17 protein-coding genes are annotated in these 20,182 nt (G+C 59.9%); 7 read left to right on the top strand and 10 right to left on the bottom strand.

What is annotated here, in order from left to right:
• Positions 1-114: 114 nt before the first annotated feature.
• Positions 115-1,326, bottom strand: coding sequence for a M20 metallopeptidase family protein (locus tag BM235_RS16935; protein WP_090115383.1), 1,212 nt, complete (start codon positions 1,324-1,326; stop codon positions 115-117).
• 158 nt (positions 1,327-1,484) lie between these two features.
• Here BM235_RS16935 and BM235_RS16930 point away from each other — a divergent pair, with 158 nt between their 5' ends.
• Together BM235_RS16930 and ftsW are read left to right on the top strand one after the other, a co-directional pair.
• Entirely contained in the window at positions 1,485-1,829 is a 345-nt protein-coding gene (locus BM235_RS16930; protein WP_090115382.1) for a YugN family protein, read from the top strand.
• Between the two features lie 19 nt (positions 1,830-1,848).
• Positions 1,849-3,033, top strand: coding sequence for a putative lipid II flippase FtsW (ftsW, locus tag BM235_RS16925; RefSeq protein WP_090115381.1), 1,185 nt, complete (start codon positions 1,849-1,851; stop codon positions 3,031-3,033).
• A 43-nt stretch (positions 3,034-3,076) separates the two neighbouring features.
• Here the strand turns inward: ftsW and BM235_RS16920 are convergent, their stop codons facing one another.
• The gene (locus BM235_RS16920) at positions 3,077-3,469 is read right to left on the bottom strand and encodes an Asp23/Gls24 family envelope stress response protein (RefSeq protein ID WP_090115380.1); all 393 of its coding nucleotides are present in this window, start codon (positions 3,467-3,469) and stop codon (positions 3,077-3,079) included.
• A 152-nt stretch (positions 3,470-3,621) separates the two neighbouring features.
• On the opposite strand from BM235_RS16920, the gene cax reads away from it, so the two are divergent.
• On the top strand, positions 3,622-4,680 hold the full coding sequence (cax, locus tag BM235_RS16915; protein WP_090115379.1) for a calcium/proton exchanger: 1,059 nt from the start codon (positions 3,622-3,624) through the stop codon (positions 4,678-4,680).
• Between the two features lie 76 nt (positions 4,681-4,756).
• Here the strand turns inward: cax and BM235_RS16910 are convergent, their stop codons facing one another.
• The 5 genes from BM235_RS16910 to BM235_RS16890 form a co-directional block, all read right to left on the bottom strand.
• Positions 4,757-5,056 (bottom strand): Fpa/YlaN family protein, encoded by a 300-nt coding sequence (locus tag BM235_RS16910; protein WP_090115378.1) that lies wholly within the window; start codon positions 5,054-5,056, stop codon positions 4,757-4,759.
• A 159-nt stretch (positions 5,057-5,215) separates the two neighbouring features.
• Positions 5,216-5,818: a DedA family protein gene (locus BM235_RS16905; protein WP_090115377.1), complete on the bottom strand. Its 603-nt coding sequence runs from the start codon at positions 5,816-5,818 to the stop codon at positions 5,216-5,218.
• A 144-nt stretch (positions 5,819-5,962) separates the two neighbouring features.
• The gene (locus BM235_RS16900) at positions 5,963-6,202 is read right to left on the bottom strand and encodes an HPr family phosphocarrier protein (protein ID WP_090115376.1); all 240 of its coding nucleotides are present in this window, start codon (positions 6,200-6,202) and stop codon (positions 5,963-5,965) included.
• 83 nt (positions 6,203-6,285) lie between these two features.
• The gene (locus tag BM235_RS16895) at positions 6,286-7,401 is read right to left on the bottom strand and encodes an aminopeptidase (RefSeq protein ID WP_090115375.1); all 1,116 of its coding nucleotides are present in this window, start codon (positions 7,399-7,401) and stop codon (positions 6,286-6,288) included.
• A gap of 139 nt (positions 7,402-7,540) precedes the next feature.
• A complete protein-coding gene (locus tag BM235_RS16890; RefSeq protein WP_177244242.1) occupies positions 7,541-9,379 on the bottom strand; it encodes a GGDEF domain-containing protein in 1,839 nt (612 codons plus the stop codon).
• Positions 9,380-9,906: 527 nt separating this feature from the next.
• On the opposite strand from BM235_RS16890, the gene rpsD reads away from it, so the two are divergent.
• Entirely contained in the window at positions 9,907-10,506 is a 600-nt protein-coding gene (rpsD, locus tag BM235_RS16885) for a 30S ribosomal protein S4 (RefSeq protein ID WP_090115373.1), read from the top strand.
• Positions 10,507-10,725: 219 nt separating this feature from the next.
• Here the strand turns inward: rpsD and BM235_RS16880 are convergent, their stop codons facing one another.
• Together BM235_RS16880 and BM235_RS16875 are read right to left on the bottom strand one after the other, a co-directional pair.
• The gene (locus BM235_RS16880; RefSeq protein WP_090115372.1) at positions 10,726-12,264 is read right to left on the bottom strand and encodes a flotillin family protein; all 1,539 of its coding nucleotides are present in this window, start codon (positions 12,262-12,264) and stop codon (positions 10,726-10,728) included.
• Positions 12,265-12,304: 40 nt separating this feature from the next.
• The gene (locus tag BM235_RS16875; protein ID WP_090115371.1) at positions 12,305-12,805 is read right to left on the bottom strand and encodes an NfeD family membrane protein; all 501 of its coding nucleotides are present in this window, start codon (positions 12,803-12,805) and stop codon (positions 12,305-12,307) included.
• Positions 12,806-13,032: 227 nt separating this feature from the next.
• Here BM235_RS16875 and BM235_RS16870 point away from each other — a divergent pair, with 227 nt between their 5' ends.
• Positions 13,033-16,185: a penicillin-binding protein 1A gene (locus BM235_RS16870; RefSeq protein WP_090115370.1), complete on the top strand. Its 3,153-nt coding sequence runs from the start codon at positions 13,033-13,035 to the stop codon at positions 16,183-16,185.
• A gap of 126 nt (positions 16,186-16,311) precedes the next feature.
• Here BM235_RS16870 and acsA read toward each other — a convergent pair whose 3' ends face one another.
• Positions 16,312-18,036 carry an acetate--CoA ligase gene (acsA, locus tag BM235_RS16865; RefSeq protein WP_090115361.1) on the bottom strand — a complete coding sequence of 575 codons (1,725 nt, stop codon included), beginning with the start codon at positions 18,034-18,036 and terminating at the stop codon, positions 16,312-16,314.
• 271 nt (positions 18,037-18,307) lie between these two features.
• On the opposite strand from acsA, the gene BM235_RS16860 reads away from it, so the two are divergent.
• Positions 18,308-18,940, top strand: a complete 633-nt coding sequence (locus BM235_RS16860) for a GNAT family N-acetyltransferase (RefSeq protein ID WP_090115360.1) — start codon at positions 18,308-18,310, stop codon at positions 18,938-18,940.
• A 19-nt stretch (positions 18,941-18,959) separates the two neighbouring features.
• Entirely contained in the window at positions 18,960-20,156 is a 1,197-nt protein-coding gene (locus tag BM235_RS16855; RefSeq protein WP_090115359.1) for an acetoin utilization protein AcuC, read from the top strand.
• Positions 20,157-20,182 lie beyond the last annotated feature (26 nt).

Here is a 20,182-nt window from a genome sequence, read left to right as displayed (position 1 = left end):
GCCGCCCCCTATCGCTTAACGCGAAGAAAGAGCAGCCTGTTTGTCCCGAAGACGACGAATCGGCCTCGGCTTTATGGCATTCGCCTGAGCAGGCGATCCGTCCGCCTGCGTAAGCTACGCTTGCTGTACATCCGTCGCGGCGTCGTCCGCCACCGCGATCAGCAGCTTGATCGAATGCCGCAGCGCGCGCTCGTCGATATCGAAGCCCGGATGGTGATGCGGCGCTGACGATCCGTCGTCGCGGCCTGCGCCGACGAAGAAAAAGCAGCCTGGCCTTTCCTTCAAATAATAGGAAAAGTCTTCGCCGGCCATAATGCGTTCGCATTCGCGAACTTCGCCTTCGCCATGCGCCTCCGCGGCGACGCGAAGGACGCGCGCCGCTTCATGCGGATCGTTGACGACCGGCGGATAGCCTTCGTAAAACTCGAACGTATAATCGACGCCGTGCAGTCCGCAGGCATGCCGGATGATGTCGTCCATCCGGCTCCGCACGAGCTCGCGCACGCGCGGATCGAAGCTGCGCACGGTGCCGCTCAGCTTGCAGCTGTCCGCGATGACGTTGCGCGCGGTGCCGGCCCGGAATTGACCGATCGACAGCACCGCCGCCTCCAGCGGGTCGACGCTGCGCGAGACGACGGTCTGCAGGGCCACGACGAGATGGGCGCCCGCTACCAGCGCGTCCTTCGCTTCGTGGGGCAATCCGCCGTGGCCGCCGCGACCGCGGATCTCGATCTCGAACTCGTCCGGCTCGGCCATGAGCGGACCCGGCCGGGTCGCGATCGTGCCGATCGGCAGCGGCGTCCACAGATGAATGCCGTAAATGACGTCGACCCCGTCCAGCGCGCCGTCCGCGATCATGCCGATCGCGCCGCCGGGAAGCACTTCTTCGCCGGGCTGGAACAAAAAGACGCGCGTCCCCGCCGTTTCCTTTTGATGGTCCGCGTAATATTTGGCTGCGGCAAGCAGCTGCGCCGTGTGTCCGTCATGTCCGCAGGCGTGCATGACCCCCGGCACTTGGGACGCGTACGCGACGTCCTTGGCGTCGTGGATCGGCAGCGCGTCGATGTCGGCGCGCAGGGCGACGGTCCTGCCGGGCAGCGCGCCTTTCAGCTTCGCGACGACGCCCGTACCCGATACGCCGCGCCTGACTTCAAGCCCCCACGATTCCAGCAGATCGGCGATCATCGCCGCGGTATTCGTTTCCTTGAATGACAGCTCGGGATGCTTGTGCAGATGCCTGCGCCATTCGACGGCTTGCCCATGCAGCGACAGCAATTGTTGTTCATCGATGCCCACAGCGTCCGTCTCCTCTCCATGGCTCTTCATTGTTTCCTATTGTAACAGATCGTCGCCCGATCCGACACGTCGCCGAACCGTTCCCGCGCCCGCGGCAGCGCGGAAGAACGCTTGCAGAAGGTGTCCAAACCGTCTATGATGGAGGGTGGAAAGAAGCCTTGCCGCATTTTTTAAAGGAGGAACTTGGGATGTTAATTGAAAATACCGGATTGAACGGGACGCAAGTTGATCTGGCCACGTTGGACGAGTCGGCCGAAAAAGTGGGCTTCATCCGCTGGCAGTGGGAATATACGCGCGCTACATACGATCTGAAGCTTACCGATGCAGGCACGAACAGCGACTACTTCCTGCGCTTCAGCACGCGCGCGGTCGAAGGCCGGCTGGAAAATCCGGACGCGATCCTGGCGATCGAAGCGGTCTATATCGGACGCGCTACGTTCCCGCACGGTATGGAGTACGAATCGCCGGTACCTCAGCCGATCCTCAACACCGCCACTTTACGCCTGAACGAGCTCAGACAGCTGCTCGCTTGACCTTCAGGAGCGACAGACCATGAAGACCTCCGAAGGCTCGCGGGGCGCGCCCGACTTTCTGCTGATGATTTTGACGCTCGCACTGGTCGGTTTCGGTCTGGTCATGGTTTTCAGCGCGAGCTCCAGCATGGCCGGGGCATCGGAGAAGTTCGGCAACGATGCGTTGTTCTTCACCAAGCGCCAGTTCGCTTGGGCGGGACTCGGCACGTTCCTGATGCTCGTCATCATGAACGTGCCGTACGCCAAGTTCAAGAAGCTCTTTCTGCCGCTTATGCTGTTCACGATCGTGCTGCTTATTATGGTGCCGTTTTTCTCGGCGATCAACGGCGCGAGCAGCTGGATCCGCTTCGCGGGCCTCGGCATCCAGCCCACGGAGCTCGCCAAGCTCGCCGTGATCCTGTACCTGGCGGCGATCATCACGAAAAAGCAGGACAAGTTCCGCGAGTTCAAGCGGGGCCTCCTTCCCGTCATGATCGTGGTGGGCTTCATCATCGGACTGATCATCTTGCAGCCCGACTTCGGCTCGAGCGTCATCCTGCTGCTCACGGCGGCGATCATCATCATCGCGGGCGGCGCCAACCTGAAGCAAGTGCTGCTGTCCGGCGCCGTGCTCGGCGGCCTGGCCGCGCTCGTGCTCAGCATCTACTTCCTCGCCTCCGGCGATGACGGCGGTTATCGCATGGAGCGGATTACCGCATACCGCGATCCTTTCTCGGATCCGCAGGGCAACGGCTTGCAGCTTCTCCGCTCGCTCGAGGCGTTCGGCCACGGCGGCTTCTGGGGCGCTGGCCTGGGCAACAGCGTGCAGAAGCTGTTTTACTTGCCCGAGGCGTACAACGACTTTATTTTTTCGGTCATCGCGGAAGAGCTCGGCTTTTTCGGCGTGACGGTGTTTTTGATTTTTTACATGCTCTTCCTCTGGCGCGCGCTAATCGTCTCGCTGCGTTGTCCCGACATCTACGGCACGCTCGTCGGCGTCGGTCTCGTATCGCTCATCGGCATTCAGGCGCTCATCAACATGGGCGGCGTCAGCAACGCGATTCCGATGACGGGGGTCACGCTGCCCTTCATTAGTTACGGAGGTTCCTCGCTACTATCGCTGATGATCGGGATGGGCATCTTGCTCAGCATCTCCAGGGAATACAACCGGGTCGGCGTCCAACGCCCGGAACCCCGCAAAAAAAGCGCGTCGCTGCACGTATGAGCAGCAATGCGCTTTTTTTGTCGCCTTTATGTATGCGCCGCGTTCACTTGACCCGAACGGTGAGCGCTTCCTCTTGTTCTGCGCCGGCTTCGTCTTTGAAAGCGACGCCTTCGACCTTGACGTTCACTTCGACGACGCGAAGGCCTGTCATATTCTCGACGGCTTCTCGCACGCTCTCCTGAAGTCGGCGGCCGACTTCCTGGATCGGACTGCCGTACAGCACGACGATACGCAGATTGATGGCGGCTTCCAGCTGGCCGACTTCGACGGATACGCCCTTCTGCGCGTTTTTGCCGCTCAGTCGCTTAGCCAGGCCCTCGGACATCCCGCCGGACATCGCGGCGACGCCGGGCGTCTCCAGCGCGGCCAGGCCGGCGATCGTCGCGACGACGTCGTCGGAGATTCGTATGAGGCCTTCCTGCAGTTGTTCGCTCATCCGCGGACCACGCTCCCGTTAAGATATTGACTACATTGTAATGGAAGATGAGGATGCGCGCAACCAATTGGGTATTGTACAAGTAGGGCCGCATTGGATATATTAAGAAATGCCGGTTCGATACATATTTTTCCGACTCGAGGTGTTCAAGGTTGAAAAAGCTGTTTTTCCCGCTCTTGGCCGTCTTCTTCGTGCTGAGCGCCATCGCGCATTACGCGCACATGAACACGGTGTTCCAGTTCGTCGTGTCGGCGATCGCGGTCGTATTCGTCGCCGGATTTCTCGGCAAGTCGACCGAAGCCGTCTCCCACTACGCCGGGCAGCGGCTCGGCGGATTTCTGAACGCCACCTTCGGCAATGCGGCGGAGCTCATCATCGCCATCTTCCTCGTCAAGGAAGGCTTGTTCGAAATGGTGAAAGCGAGCCTCACCGGCTCAATCATCGGCAATCTGCTGCTCGTCCTGGGCGCCAGCGCGTTCGCCGGCGGACTCAAGTTCAAGGAGCAAAAGTTCAACGTCCACCTGGCGGGACAGAACGCTTCGCTGATGCTGCTCGGCGTGATCGCGCTGTTCGTCCCGGCGATCTTCGTCAAGACCGAGCATATCGGCGGCGCCGACGCGTTCAGGATGAGCGAGATCGTCTCCGGCCTGCTCATCGTCGCTTATATCGGGTGGCTGATCTATTCGATGATCACGCACAAAAGCTTCTTGGAGGACCATGCGGACACGCAGGCCGATCACGGCGAGGTCCCTACCTGGTCCAAGAGCCGTTCCATCCTGTTCCTGGTCGTCGCTACCGTGATGGTCGCCTTCGTGAGCGAATGGCTGGTCGGCACGCTTCATACGTTCACCGCCGATTACGGCATGTCCGAACTGTTCGTCGGCGCGTTCATCGTCGCCATCATCGGCAACGCGGCCGAGCACAGCGCGGCGATCATGCTCGCCATGAAAAACAAAATGGGCGCCGCCGTGGAGATCGCGGTAGGCAGCAGCCTGCAGATCGCCTTGTTCGTCGCTCCCGTCCTCGTCTTCGTCAGCTTGCTGTTCACGGAGCAGATGGACCTGATCTTCACTACCGTCGAGATCGCGGCGATCGCCGTGGCGGCGCTGATCACGACCTCGGTATCCCGCGACGGCTCCACGACCTGGTACGAAGGCAAACTGCTGCTTCTCGTCTATATCATGCTCGGCGTCGCTTTCTACTTTATCTAAGCGCAAAGAGGAAGAAAAGACCTTCGCTCGCGGCTGCAGGCCGCAAGCAAAGGTCTTTTTTTTTTGCGCGGGAGATTCAGGCTTCGAGCTCCGCCTTCTGCGCCAACGCTTCGTATAACAGAGCCAGGTTGCGCTCCAATTGACTGATCAAATGCTTGCCTTCCGCTTCTTCTACGAGACCCGCCCGTACCGCAAAGTCGACCGCCCTAGAAAAGCCGTACATCTGAGTGTCCAGCACTTCTTCGTAAAGCGGGCATTTGCGGGTGGCCAGGTTCTCCATCTGGATGGCGATCAGTTTCTCGATCTTGCCGGCGTCGTCCTGCAGGAGGCGAAGCGCCTTCTCGTTCAGATTCAACATGACATCCGATGAAGCCATTCCCACTCCCCCTGTGCCCATCATGCCGATTCAATTTCAAACGGCAGAGCCGCCTCTTGTACGCGATATAATGCTTCACTATTCATATTAGACGAAAAGCGGCCCAAGCACAAGGACAGAGACGAGAAAGAAGGCGGCAAGCGCGAGCGAAAAACCGCGTCAGCCGCTATTTCGCCGAATCGAGTAACGCCGAAGAAGAAGCAGCAGTCCGCCCATGCCGACGACCAGCAAAAACGCCATGACCGCTTCGCGCTGAATGAACAGGGCGCTCTCGCGCCAGTGCTCGCCGAGGAGCACGCCGAGCAGCTCGAACGTGCTCGTCCAAGCGAGCGCGCCGAGGGACGCGTAGAATAGGAACGGCCGGTACGGATGCTTGCCCAGGCCGATGAACAAAGCCGTCATATGCCTTAGACCGGGCACGAAGTAGCCGACAAGCAAAAGGACATGCCCCCATTTGGCAAATCGCTCCTCATGCCTCGCGAGCTTGTCCGGCGTCAAGCGCAGCAGCGGCCCGAACTTCGTCAGCAGCGGGCGTCCGAGCCATCTGCCGAGCAAATAGCTCAGCGACATTCCGGTCAAGCTCCCCGTGATCGCCGCCAGCATCGTGAAGCCGAGCTTCAGATGCCCTTGCGCCATTAGATAACCCGCTGCGGTCAACAGCGCTTCGTCCGGCACCGGAATGCCGACCAAGCCGAGCGCCATCGCGAGAAACAATCCGACGTAGCCGTATTCGAACACGAGCCCTAGCAATGAGTCGGTCATGAATCGTCTGCATCTCCTGGTGCGGGCAGCGCGCTGCCCGGATATGTATCGCGAATGCGCAACGTCCCTTGAAGACAAACACCCCGTCCGAATGGACGGGGGAAGCCGATATGGGTAATGCCGGGCACCGTACGCCCGCAGGCGTCAGTCTACGATCGTGACGTTCAGGTTGTGCTTGGCGAACACTTCGCCGAGCTCCTTCTTCGCCTCGTCCGCATCGGGACCGTGAACGTGAAGTTCATAAGCATGTCCGCCCACAAGGGTAGTGAACAGGCCCAGGATGCTTTTCACGTCGATGTACTTGTTGTCGGCTTGAAGAACGATCGAAGAGCGGAACTTGTTCGCAGTTTGTGACAATTCAACGATTGCAGCGTTGTTGGTCAAGGCAATCCCTCCAAGAGTTAGGGTTCACGATTTCATTACCCATCATACTCTGTATCGCGGAACGGTGGCAAGGGGTAAACGCTTCATTTCAGGTTGTCCGGGTTTAATCCTTCCAGCTCGGGCAGGACGAACAGTCCGTCTTTGCGAATCAGGACGTCGTCGAAATAGATCTCTCCGCCGCCGTATTCGGGGCGTTGGATAAGGACGAGATCCCAATGGATGGCCGAGCGGTTGCCGTTGTCGCAATCCTCGTAAGCCTGGCCGGGCGTGAAGTGCATGCTGCCGGCGATTTTCTCGTCGAACAGCGTGTCCTTCATCGGGTGAAGGATGTACGGATTGAAGCCCAGACTGAACTCGCCGATAAACCGGGCGCCTTCGTCGGTGTCGAGCAGCGCGTTGATCCGCTCGTCATCGTTCGCGGTCGCTTTTACGATTTTTCCGTTTTCGAACGTAAATGTGATATTTTCATAAGCGAATCCGTTATATACGCTCGGCGTATTGTAGGCGATCGTGCCGTTTACCGAATCGCGGATCGGACACGAGTACACCTCGCCGTCCGGAATATTGCGGGCGCCGGCGCATTTTTTGGCGCCGATGCCTCGAATCGAGAAAGACAGTTCGGTGCCGGGCCCCGTAATTCGCACCTTGTCGGTCTTCTTCATCAATTCGTGCAGCGGGTCCATCGCTTTGTCCATTTTGGCGTAGTCCAGATTGCAGACGTCGAAGTAAAAATCCTCGAACGCTTCGGTGGAACGGCCCGACAGCTGCGCCATGGAGGCGTTCGGATATCGGAGCACGACCCACTTCGTATGCTTGACGCGCTGCTCCAAATGGATCGGGTGACGGTGCACGCTGTCGAAGAGCGCCATCTTGTCCTTGGGGACGTCGGACAGCTCGTTCACGTTGTCGCCGGAGCGGATGCCGATGTAGCCCTGCATGCGCTTCATCCGGTCCATCTCGTAAGCGGCCCACGTCTCGACCATCTCGGGGCGTGCATGTCGGAGCAGCTCCCGCGTGACGGAGCGATCCTCGATCTCTATGTGCGGATACCCGCCCCGCTTCGCGACCTCCTCGACGAGCGCCTTGAGCAGCTCCCGCTCCGGTCCGATCATCTCGATCAGCACATGCTCGCCGGGCTGCACGTTAACGGAATATCCGGCCAGGTTGGCCGCCAATTGTTGAATTCGCGAGTCGCGCATCGATTGACCTCCGATTGTCTGTTGTCTGAAGCGTGTTAACATTGTACCACCGCGGACATCACAATTAAAAATCCGCCGCAAGCCAAAAAGGACAAGCGGAGGAATCCCTCCGGCTTGTCCCTGAACGGCGGCCGTCGCGTCAGCCGACCGTCACGCAGTTGCGGCCTTGGTGCTTGGCTTCGTACAGCGCCATGTCCGCGCGGTAGAACAACGATTCGACGCTGATCCGTTCGTCGCCCGACGACCACTCCGAGACGCCGCAGGACACCGTCACCTTGGGCGCGGTCTCCTCCTCTACGCGGCTGCGGATCCGTTCGGCAACTTTGAGCGTCTGTTCGAGACTCAGCTGCGGCAAGTAGATCGCGAGCTCTTCGCCGCCCCATCGCGCTGCGATGTCGCTCTCGCGTATCGCGCTGCGGATGATGGAGCTGACTTGAATCAGAATCGCGTCTCCGACCTGATGGCCGTACGTGTCGTTGATTTTTTTGAAATGGTCGATATCGACGACGATGAGCGAGCCCGAAGCGTCCTTCTCCTGCTTGCGCTGAATCCGTTCGTTCAAATAATGACGCGCGTAAAGCCCCGTCAGATTGTCCGTGATGACCATTCGCCGCACCTCGGCGTGCAGCGACGAATTCGACACCGCGAGCCCGATATGCGCGGACAGAACCTGGAGCAGCTTGTAATTTTCGTAGGAAAAATGATTCGGCTGACGATGCGTGACCATGATCGCGCCGATCACTTCGCCGTTCAGCAGCAGCGGAGAGGCGATCAGCGAGCGCGAGCCAGTCGATTCGAGCAGCCTGGACCTCACCGGCGTCGCCGAGTGATAATCCGATAGAATAATCGGCTCCTTGGTCGCCAGCATGACGCCGCAAAAGCCGTAATCGATCGTGAACACATCGTTGTTCAGCTCGGGCACGTTGGACGAGATGACGCTAAAATGATTCAGCTGCATGTCCAGCTGCATGATAAAGCAAAAGTCCGCGCTAAATATCGTCATCAGCTCGGACGTGGCGAACTGAATCGTGTCGGACAGCCGCAAACTGCTGTTGAGGCGCTGCGTCAGCTCGTTAATGAGACGCAGCTCTCCGATCAGCACGTTCGCCTGCTCGTGCATTCGCGCCTTCTCGAAGGCTGTGCCCGCCCCGCTCGTCAGCGTCGAGACGAAGCGCATGTCGAGATCGTCGAACGGCTCGGCCGACAGGTCGAGCCTGAGCACGCCGTATACGCCCTGCTTGCCCGCCAGCGGAAACGCGATCCGGCGGAACTCGCCTACCCCGTCTTCGCGCCGTTCGCCGTCCATGAACGCTCTCCAGCACAGATCCATGTCCTGGTGATGAAAGGCGAGCGGCTGCACGCGCTCGTTGGTACTGCTGTAATCCTGGGACAAAAAGAGATTCGTCCTGCAGGTCGGATACATCTGTTCGAGGCTGCTGAACACTTCGGCCAGCACGTTTTCCACGTCGATGTGGTCGTTCATCCGCCGCATGATCTCCAGCAGCCGATCCTTGCGCCGGTCCTCCCGGCTCGCTTGGGTTGCCGCATGCAGCTGGTCTTCGACGAACAGATGCTCGAAGCGGCGATACAGGCATGTTTTGAAATGCAGCGCCGCAGCCTGCAGCAGCTTGAGCTCTCCGGCGCCCGCCGCGCCGGACGGCGCCGAGCAGGCGATCGCCGCGCACACGAACCCGGTGGAGCGGCTGAAAATCGGGACGGCCAGCGTGTCCCGGCTCCTTAGCGCTGGATGCACGTGCTCCTCCGCGCGCATAAGGGCGGGCCTGCACGATTCGAGCGCCATGCCGGCAGCGGTCGGACCCGCCGCCTCGCGTCGCCACGAGGCCGGCAGCCCATCGTTCGCGGATGCGCCGGAGACGGCGACTTCGGTATAATCGGGATGAAGCAGCACGATCGGCCATCCGGACAGCCACGGAAAACCCTCGCTCTGCTCGACCCAATCGCCGAAACTTTTTTTCAACAGCGAATGTATGTAAGGAAGATCGGCTTCCGTTATATCCTGTCCTGTGATCCAAGACGGCAAGTCATCCGTAGCGCGCCCGAGTTCTACTCCCGCACGAGGATGTCGAACCGAGTCTAAATTTTCCCTTGGTTGAACCATCCCGGACCCTCCTCGCCGCGCTTCTATATTAACTATACAATGGACTCGTGATTTTTGCACTAGAAAGCGAGCAAATATCGGGACTTGCGTCTTGCGTCTCGACACTTATATATCTTACTTATTTACCGAAAAAAGCAAGCACCATTTAAGTTGTCCAGCTGTAAGCGTGACGACCTTGACATTCGCCTTATTTTTCTTATAATATGTATAGTTGAACATTGGGCTCATTGTTTGTGTCACCCTCACGAACGGTTCCCTCGGCGGGCAGCGGCTGAACTTCTTGCCGGGAAGAAGGATGGTTGATCCATTTCGTCTTTATGGAATGCGTTCGGCGCAACGACAACCCATTTTCAAAAATTCCCTTTTGAAAAAGGAGTCACACATTCATGTCCAGATATACAGGTCCTAAATTCAAACTGAGCCGCCGCCTCGGCATTTCCCTGAGCGGTACCGGCAAAGACCTCAAGCGCGCGTTCCCTCCGGGACAGCACGGCGCTAACCAACGCCGCAAGATCAGCGGCTACGGCCAGCAATTGCTCGAAAAGCAAAAGCTTCGCCATATGTACGGCCTGAACGAAAAGCAATTCCGCAACCTGTTCGACCGCGCTTCCAAGCTGAAGGGCAAATCGGGCGAAAACTTCATGTTCCTGCTTGAGAGCCGCCTGGACAACCTGGTATACCGCCTCGGCTGGTCCAACTCCCGCGCAGGCGCGCGCCAACTCGTGTCGCACGGTCACGTGACCGTGAACGGCAAGAAGGTCGACATCGCTTCGTACACGGTACAAGTAGGCGACATCATCGGTCTTCGCGAGCGCAGCCGCGGCCTGAAGGCGATCAAGGAAGCTTCGGAATCCCGTCATCACATCGCCGGCTACCTGGACTTCAACCAAGCCGCTATGGAAGGCAAGTACGTTCGCCTGCCTAGCCGCGAAGAGCTGTCCCAAGATATCGACGAGCAACAAATCGTCGAATTCTACAGCCGCTAATCGTTCCGCCATCGCAAGCATGCGCTCCGGCCCAGCCGGAGCGTTTTTTTATTGGTGCCGAACATGGCGCAAGACGCCATGCGCGGTACGCGCGGGCGGATGCAGGACGAAACGAAGTCATCATCCGGATATTCACGCAAACGCAACGAACCCGTCCGCTGGCGCGGACGGGCTGTTTGACGTTCGAATCGATCGACAAAAAAGTCCGATTAAGCTTGACTAAGCGTTCGAGCCCTGCGACCCGTCGCTTGGCTGCGACAGAACGACCGGCGCGGGTGCCGGCGCCTGCGCCGGCGTTGCCGCGCCCGGCTTGGTCAAACGCTGGATGAGCTGCCCGATGTCGATGCCGGATACGTTCTTCAGCATCTCCGGCGCGGTCGCCATGAGCGACGTCACGTAATTGCTGACGCGCGCCGCCCCTTCGCCATGGCCGGTGTCGACGACGGTGAGCTTGTCGATCGCAGAGATCGGCTCCGCCACCTTGCCGGCGAGCTCCGGCAGCATCTTCACGATGATGTCGAGCACGGCCGCCTCGCCGAACTTCTCGAACGCTTGCGCGAGCTTCTCCTTCGCTTCGGCTTCGGCCAGACCGCGCAGCCGGACGACTTCCGCATCGGCCGTACCTTTCGCCCTCGCCGCTTCGGCCTCTGCCAAGCCGTTCAACCGCTTCTGTTCGGCGTTCGCCTTGGCCTCCGCCTCGATGCGGTATTTCTGGGCGTCGGCTTCGTTGATCTGCCTGGCCTTGTCGGCTTCGGCCGCCTGGACGACCGCATAGCGGTCCGCGTCCGCCTTCTTCTTCACCTCGGCGTCGTACTGCTTCTCGCGACGAAGAATTTCCTTCGCCTCCAGATCGATCTCCCGCTCCTTGCGCACGATCTCGACCTGCATCTGCTCCTCGACGACGCTCTGCTTCGAGCGCGCTTCCTGGATGGAATAGGCTTGGTCCGCTTCGGCCTTCGCCAGGTCCGATTCCTTTTTAAACGAAGCGACTTTCAATTCTTTTTCCTTGGTCGCCTCGGCGACGTTCGTGTCGCGCAGCAGCTCCGCCTTCTGGCCCTGCTCCTCCGCAGCGGCCTTCTGAATTCGCGAGTCCCGAATCGCTTCGGCTTCGGCGATATCCGCGTCCCGCTTGACGGCCGCGATCCGCGGCTTGCCGAGCGCCTCCAGATACCCGTGCTTGTCTCGAACGTCCTTGATCGTGAAAGAGACGATCTGCAGGCCCATCTTCTTCAGATCGCGCGCCGCTTGTCCCTGAACCTCCTGCGCGAAGCGCTCGCGGTTGCGGTATACCTCCTCGACCGTCATCGTGCCGAGTATGGCGCGCAGATGACCCTCGAGCACTTCTTGGGCTTCGCTGCGAAGCGCTTCAGTCGGCTTGCCCATGAACTGCTCGGCAGCCGTCGCCACGTCTTCCACCGCGCCGCCGATCTTGATGATCGCGACCGCGTCGGTCAACACCGGCACGCCTTGCTCCGTGTAGACCTCGGGCGTGCTCACGTCGAGTTTGTGCGACAGCAGGGACAGAAATTGGGCTTGCTGGAAAATCGGCAAAATGAACGCGCCTCCGCCCCGCACGATCTTGATCCGGCGGCCCGACTCGTCCACCGAGACGTTTTTGCTGCCAAGGAACGAGCCGGTCACGATCATGGCCAAGTCCGGCGCCACCGTCTTGTATCGCGCCCAAAACGCGAGCCCGAGCACGAGCAGCACGGCGACGACAATGATCGGGATATAAAGCGCTTCATCAATCGTTTGCATTTGCATTCTCCTCTACGCGCGTAAGTATGAATTCTTCTTGCTAATCGAGCCGCGATACGCCGAGCACGTCGTCCTTCACCCGCACGACGACCACCTTCGTGCCTTCGGCGAGCGCCTCCTTCTCGAAGCTCTCGGCGATGTGGTTGGCGTTCCCCGCCCCCACCCTCACCAGCACTTCCCCGAAACCGGCGGCGGGAATGGACGTGATGACCTCGGCCCGCTTTCCCTCCAAGTCCCGAATCGAGTACGCGACTGAATTTTCGCTGTTCTTCATCGGTCTTACGTAAACGAAGTGCATCGCCAAACCTCCAAGCGCTGCGGCCGCTGCGGAGCAAGCATACACGCCGCCGGGCGGAATCGCGGAGTATCGGGCCAGAAGCAGCCCCGCTCCGCCGAAGATCGTGATGCCGCCTGCCAGGACGACGGGCTCGAACAGATCGTGAGGGAGAAAATCGAACGCGCCTCCGAGATCGCCGATGAGCAGCGTAGCTAACGCCATCAGCACGCCGAACGCCAAACAGCTCCAGAACAATATCTCCACGCTTCCCTCTCCTCCTGCGCCAGAATCCGTTATCGTCGACATTAATACATACGACAAGCATTTCCAAAAGTTTCTCGGTATCCCCCTGATATCGGCCAGCCGGAGAAATATTTGGAAGCGCCCGTCCCTTTAACGCCCGCGGATATGCTCGAACGGAGAAGCGAGAAGTCAAACAATCGCCTATTGTGGTATAATAAGTCTGTTTTGTTGAAGGAGGAATACATAAGATGAGCGATACCAAGCAGCCTTCCAAGAAGCCGAAACGAAAAAAACGCTCGCCATGGGTTATGGCCGCCAAATTGTTCTCATTTACCATATTGTGGCTGGTCTTCTTCGCGGTGCTGGCAGGACTGGCAGCGGGCGGGGCGGTAGGCGGATACATCGCGGCCTTGGTCAAGGACGATCCCGTCAGGTCGAGAGCATTAATCGAAGAAAAAATCAACGAAAACAATGCAACCGGTTTCGTTTATTTCCGCGACGGAACGCTGATCGGCCAGCTTCGAACCGAGGAAGACCGGCAGCCGATCACCTACGACAAGATTCCTCAGGTCATTATCGATTCGGTCCTGTCCATCGAAGACAAAAATTTCTACAATCATATCGGCGTCGACACCAACGGGTTGTTCCGCGCCGTCAAGCAGCAGCTGCTCAACGAAGACGTGCAGACCGGCGGCAGCACGATCACGCAGCAACTCGCGCGGCGCGTGTTCCTGAGCCTCGACCAGACGCAAAGCCGCAAAGCGAAGGAGATTTTCCTGTCGCTGCGGCTCGAGCGATTCCTCGGCAAAGAAGAGATCCTCACCGCTTATCTGAACAAGATCCCTTACGGCAACGGCGCGTCCGGTTACCAGGTGTACGGCATCAAGGCCGCCGCCAAGGGCATATTCGGCATCGAAGACCTGAGCAAGGTCAATCTGGCGCAGGCGGCTTATCTGGCCGGACTGCCGCAGCGTCCATCCGCCTATTCGGCCTTTACGGGCAAAGGCGACTTCAACGAAGCCAACTTCAAGCGGGCGCTGGCGAGACAAAAGCTCGTCCTTCAGAAGATGCTCGAATACGGCAAGATCGACCAGCAGCAATACGACGAGGCGATCGCCTTCGACGTTTACGGTTCGCTCGCCAAGCCGACGGAGAAAGCTTATAACACGTATCCGTATCTGATGCTCGAGGTCGAACGCCAGGCTGCCATGCAGCTCGTGCTGCAGCAGAACCCGACGCTGACCATCGACGACCTGAAAAACAAAGAAAACGCCTCTCTCATCGAAGACGCCCGCGAGCAGCTCCTTCGCGGAGGCTACAAGATTACGACCACCATCGATAAAAAAGTGTACGATACGATGCATGCGGTCGCGGAGGATCCGAAAAACTTCTCGCCGGACAGCAAAACGAAGGGCGTCGAGCAGACGGCCGCCGTCATGCTGGACCACAAAACGGGCGCGATCCTCGGCATGATCGAAGGCCGCGACTTCCACATCGAGCAGCTCAACTTCGCCACCCAGATGGAGCGGCAGCCCGGCTCGGCCATGAAGCCGATCGGCGCCTATCTGCCGGCGATCGACAAGGGGCTCATCAGCCCGGCCAGCATTTTGGACGACGCGCCGATCATTTTGAAAAACGGCGGCGCCGGCATGCACATCCCGAAAAACTCGAACAATCGGTACTCGGGTCTCGTCACTGCTCGCTACGCTTTGAACAACTCGCTGAATATACCGGCGCTCAAGGTATTCCTCGACAAGGTCACGATCAAGGGAGCCTGGGACTTCGCGCGGCAGCTGGGCATCACGACGCTCGTCCCTGAAGACGACTATGCGCAGACCGGCGTCATCGGCGGACTCAAGTATGGCGTGACGGTCGAGGAGCTGACCAACGCGTATGGCGCCATCGCGAACAAAGGCGTGTTCAACGACGCGTACCTGATCGAAAAAATGAAGGATTCTTACGGCAACATCATTTACGAGCACAAGGCGGCGCCCAAGCGCGTCGTATCCGAGCAATCCGCCTACCTGATGACCGACATGCTTCGCACGGTCGTCACGGACGGAACGGCCAAATCGGTCAAAAACGGCTTTAAAAACTACGGTCAAATCCCGATCGTCGGCAAGACGGGAACGACGCAAAACTACGCGGACGTCTGGTTCGAGGGCTTCACGCCGGATATCACGCTCGGCGTCTGGGCCGGCTACGAAAAGTCGGTTAACACGCTCTCCACCGACGGTCATGCGCGCGCCAGAGAGATTTGGACCAAGGTCATGAACGAAGTGACCGAAGCCCGGCCCGAGCTTTTCCCGACCAAGGCATTCGAAAAGCCGGACGGCATCGTCTCGATGACGGTATCCAGCGTCAGCGGCAAGCTGCCGACCGAGCTCACCCGGTCCGCGGGCAAGCTCGTAACGGACATTTTCAACAAAAAATACATTCCGACGGAGGAAGACGACGCGCTCGTCGCCGTCAAGTACATTTCCTACAACGGCGTGAACTATATACCATCGCCGGAAACGCCGGAAGACATGCTCAGAGAATCCGTCATGACGAAGCGCGAAAAGCCGCTCGACGAGCTCATCGAGGAGCTCAAGGCCGCGCTCGACAAGGTGCCGGCTTCGAGCCGGAAGTCGCTGTCCTATTATTTGCCGAAGGATGCGTCCGGCGGCGCGCCCTCGAAGCCGGATCCGCGCGTGGACGACGGCTCGGCGCCGAGCGCGCCGGGCAACATCGCGGTCGAACAGCTCGGAGGCGGCAAAGCGCGCATCTCCTTCACGAAGAGTCCGCAAGCGGACGTCGTCGGCTACCGCCTCTACCGTTCGGTGAACGGAGGCTCGTACGTCAGATCAGGCAACTCCGTGCTGACCGGAGAAGATACTCGCTTCATCGACTACTCGTCCTCCGGCAGCGTCCGGTATGCGGTCACGGCCGTCGACGTCGCAGGCAACGAATCGGGCCGCAGCGAATCCGCTTCGTCCGGCGGCGGCGGAAGCGACGGGGGCGGCGACACCTCGACCCCAGACGAAGAATTCCCGCCGACGGGCGGCGGAGACACCGGCCAGACCGATCCGGTCACGGACGGCGGCGTGCCGTCGAACGACCCCGGCCAAGCGCAGCCTCCAGCGCCTGCAGCGCCGGCCGCGCCGAGCGGCCTAGCCGCCCAGGCTTCGGCCGGCGGCGCGACGCTCAGCTGGAACGCCAATCCCGACACCGACAAAGTCACGCGTTACGAGGTGTGGTACAGCGCCAGCGAACAAGGCAATTACCGCCGCGTCGAGTCTACGCAGTCGACCCAGTACGAGGTGTCCGGCAATAACACGGCCGGGTGGTATCGCGTACGGGCCGTCAACGATACCGGCGCCTCCGATGCCTCGCCATCCGTAGAGATCAAGAACAGCTAGCTTCCCGCAGTCGAAAAGAACGCTTCGGCATCATCCGCCGGAGCGTTCTTTTTTGCGTATGAACGACAAAAAAAGCCGCCCTCCCGAAGAATCGCTTCTTCGGAAGGGCGGCCGCACCTATCGCTATCAGTCCTCGATCGTGGATAGATCGCCGGTCGGCAGATTCAGCTCCCAAGCCTTAAGCACGCGCCGCATGATCTTGCCGCTGCGGGTCTTCGGCAGTTTGTCCTTGAACTCGATCTCGCGCGGCGCCGCATGCGCGGACAGCCCGACCTTGACGAACTTCGAGATGTCCGCCTTCAGCTCCTCGGAAGGCTCGAAGCCTTCGCGCAGCGAGATGAACGCCTTGATGATCTCGCCGCGGAGCGGATCCGGCTTGCCGATGACGCCAGCTTCGGCAACGGCCGGATGCTCTACCAGCTTGCTCTCGACCTCGAACGGTCCGACGCGCTCGCCGGACGTGTTGATGACGTCGTCGATTCGGCCTTGGAACCAGAAGTAGCCTTCTTCGTCCATGTACGCGGAGTCGCCGGACACGTACCAGCCCGGGATCCGGAAGTATTCTTCGTACTTCGCCGAATTGTTCCAGATCTTGCGCATCATCGAAGGCCACGGCGTGCGAATCGCCAGGTTGCCCATCCGCATCGGCGGCAGCTCGTTGCCCTGATCGTCGATGATAGCCGCCTGAACGCCGGGGATCGGCCGGCCCATGGAGCCCGGCTTGATCTCCATGCTCGGGTAATTGCAAATAAGCTGTCCGCCCGTCTCCGTCATCCACCACGTATCGTGGATACGCTGATTGTACACCTTGAGGCCCCATCGGACGACCTCGGGGTTCAGCGGCTCGCCGACGCTAAGCACATGGCGCAGGTTCGACAGATCGAACGCGCTGACCGCGTCGTCGCCTGCGCCCATCAGCATGCGGAAGGCGGTCGGCGCGCTGTACCACACGGTAACCTTGTACTTCTCGAGGGTGGAATACCAGTCCTGCGGGCTGAAGCGTCCGCCGCGAATGACGTTCGTCACGCCGTTCAGCCATGGCGCGAACACGCCGTAGGACGTGCCGGTAACCCAGCCCGGGTCGGCCGTACACCAGTAAACGTCGCCTTCCTTCAGGTCTAGCACGATGCGCCCGGTATAATAATGCTGGATCATAGCGTTTTGCACGTGATAGACGCCCTTCGGCTTGCCCGTGGAGCCCGACGTATAATGCAGAATCATGCCGTCTTCGCGGTCGAGCCATTCGATCTCGGCCGTCTCCTGCGCCTTTTCCATCTCGGACTTGAAGTCTACGACGCCATCTCCGGCCGCGACGCCGTCGCCGAACACGATCAGATGCTTCAGCTCCGGCAGTTCCGCGCGCGAGATGCGGGGCATTAATGCCGGCGTGGTCACGATCGCCGCGGCGCCGCTATCCTGCAGGCGGTCCCGAACGGCCGTCTCCATGAACGCTTCGAACAACGGTCCGACGACGGCGCCGATCTTCAGCGCGCCGAGCAGCGCGAAGTACAGCTCCGGCGTGCGCGGCATAAAGATGAAGACGCGGTCTCCCTTGCCGATGCCGAGCCCGCGAAGCACGTTCGCGAAGCGCGCGGACTGCCTCGAGAGGTCGGCGTACGTATAGCTTTCGTCCCGCTGAGCGTCGCTATAGTGCAAAGCGACCGTATCGCCCCTGCCCTCCTCGACATGGCGGTCGATCGCCTCGTACGCCATATTGACTTTCCCGGTCTTGGACCAGGAAAAATGGTTTTCGATGTTCTCCCAATTGAAGTTGCGCACCGCGTCCTCATAAGAACCAAGATTTGCGGTTGTCGCCGTTACTGCCAATTTTTCATCCTGACTGAACGTCATTACCGATCACCTTCCCGTTGATTTGCTGCAAACCCGATGCTAAGTATACGAATGCGCTTACACGAAGAACAAAGCCCTTTTGGCTTGCTTTTGCCATTATACCATGCGTCGGACATAGCAACGCAACCGAAGGAGGGAAATTTTCTCCAAGACGAGGGCAACAATGGTAAAAAAACGCACGATATCGGCTTTGCTGTATAATGCTGTATAATGAGATTCGTCGAAGCCCGTCGCGCAAGACGTATTCGATTCGGCAAAAGGAGCGTGCGGCATGGAACATTACAAGCGCTATCAGCGCGTCCCAAGGCCCGGGCGGACGGTTCCGCTCGTCGTCGAGGGCCCGGTCGAGCCGGAGCGGCTGAAGGGCTACCGGCTCCACGACAAGCTCGACGCCTTCCGAAGGCCGCGAGAGCAGCATGAGGCCCTCGTCGAGATCGCGGGTCTGCCCGAAGGCCGGATCATCATCGCCCGCGAAGAAGACACGATCGTAGGCTATGTCACCTTCCACTATCCCGATGAGCTCGAGCGATGGTCCGAAGGCGGCATGGACGATCTGATCGAGCTTGGCGCCATTGAGGTAGCCGACGAGTACCGGTCGCTCGGCCTCGGCAAAGCGATGATCGTCGCGGCGTTCGCGGAGGAGCAGCTGGACAACGCGATCGTATATACGACCGAATACTATTGGCACTGGGACTTGGAGAAAAGCGGACTCAACGTCTGGCAGTACCGCGAGATGATGGAAAAATTGATGAAGTCCGTCGGCATGGTTTGGTTCGCCACGGACGATCCCGAGATTTGCGCGCATCCGGCGAACTGCCTGATGGTGCGGATCGGCAAGGACGTGCCGCTGTCGTCGGCCGAGCAGTTCGACCGCGTGAGATTCCGTCAGCGGTTCATGTATTGACGAAAGGCAGGCGACCCCTGTGTCATCGAAAAGCGATCACGCGCGCTGGATCGACTGCAGCGCCGTACGGCGGTACTCGTTTCGCGAAGATCATCCATTTCACCCGATCCGGCTGGCCTTGACCGAGGAGCTGCTCGAAGATTGCGGCGCGCTCGGGCCGTCGGACAAGCTCGCGCCGACCGCGGAGGGCGCTGCCGAAGCCGTGGAAGCCATCCACCGGGCCGACTATATCGAGACGGCGCGAGCGCTCAGCGAAGCCGCTCCGGCCGTGTCTTACCAGGACCTGGCCGAGCAGTTCGGCCTCGAAGAGGACGGAGACACGCCCTACTTTCCAGGCATGCACGATGCCGCGCTGGCCGTCGTCCAAGGCTCGCTGACCGCGGCCGAGGCGGTCATGTCGGGGTCGACGCTTCATGCGCTTCATCTCGGGGGAGGCCTCCATCACGCCTTTCGCGAGCGGGGCGCGGGCTTCTGCGTCTACAACGACGCCGCGTGCGCGATTTCCTGGATTCACCGCAAATACGACGCCAAGGTGCTGTATATCGATACCGACGTGCATCACGGAGACGGCGTTCAGTGGAGCTTTTATACCGACCCGGACATCTTTACTTATTCGATTCACGAGACGGGCAAGTTTCTCTTCCCCGGCAGCGGATTCGCGCATGAGCGCGGCGAGGGCAGCGGCTACGGCGCCTGTCTCAACATTCCCGTGGAACCGTATACAGAGGACGAATCCTGGCTCGAGAGCTTCGAAAGCGGCCTCGCGCAGGTTATGCGCGCCTTCAAGCCCGACGTCGTCGTCAGCCAGCACGGCTGCGACGCCCACGCGCTCGATCCGCTCGCGCACGTTCACTGCAGCATGCGGATCTACCGGGAGATGCCCCGCCTCATCCATCGGCTCGCGCACGCGCATACGGACGGACGCTGGATCGCGCTCGGCGGGGGCGGCTACGACCATTGGCATGTCGTGCCCAGGGCGTGGAGCCTGCTGTGGCTGGAGATGAGCGACCATCCGCTGCTCGCGTCGATCGACGCGACGCCCGACGGCGGACCGCTCCCTGCCTCATGGCCGCGTCTATCGTCGCCCACCCGTCCCGCGGATCTGCCGCGTACCTGGCTCGACGATACGTCGTTATGGACGCCGATGCCGCGCAGAACGGAGATCACCGCCAAAAACCGCGAAATCGCCGCGATCGCCATGCAGCACCTGGGTTAACGTCCGCTCGTATTAGGGTCATTCTT

Source organism: Cohnella sp. OV330 (assembly GCF_900112065.1).
In the GTDB taxonomy this organism is placed as follows: domain Bacteria; phylum Bacillota; class Bacilli; order Paenibacillales; family Paenibacillaceae; genus Cohnella.
The sequence above is the reverse complement of the archived record's forward strand: the minus strand, read 5'-3'. Positions and strand labels throughout refer to the sequence as shown.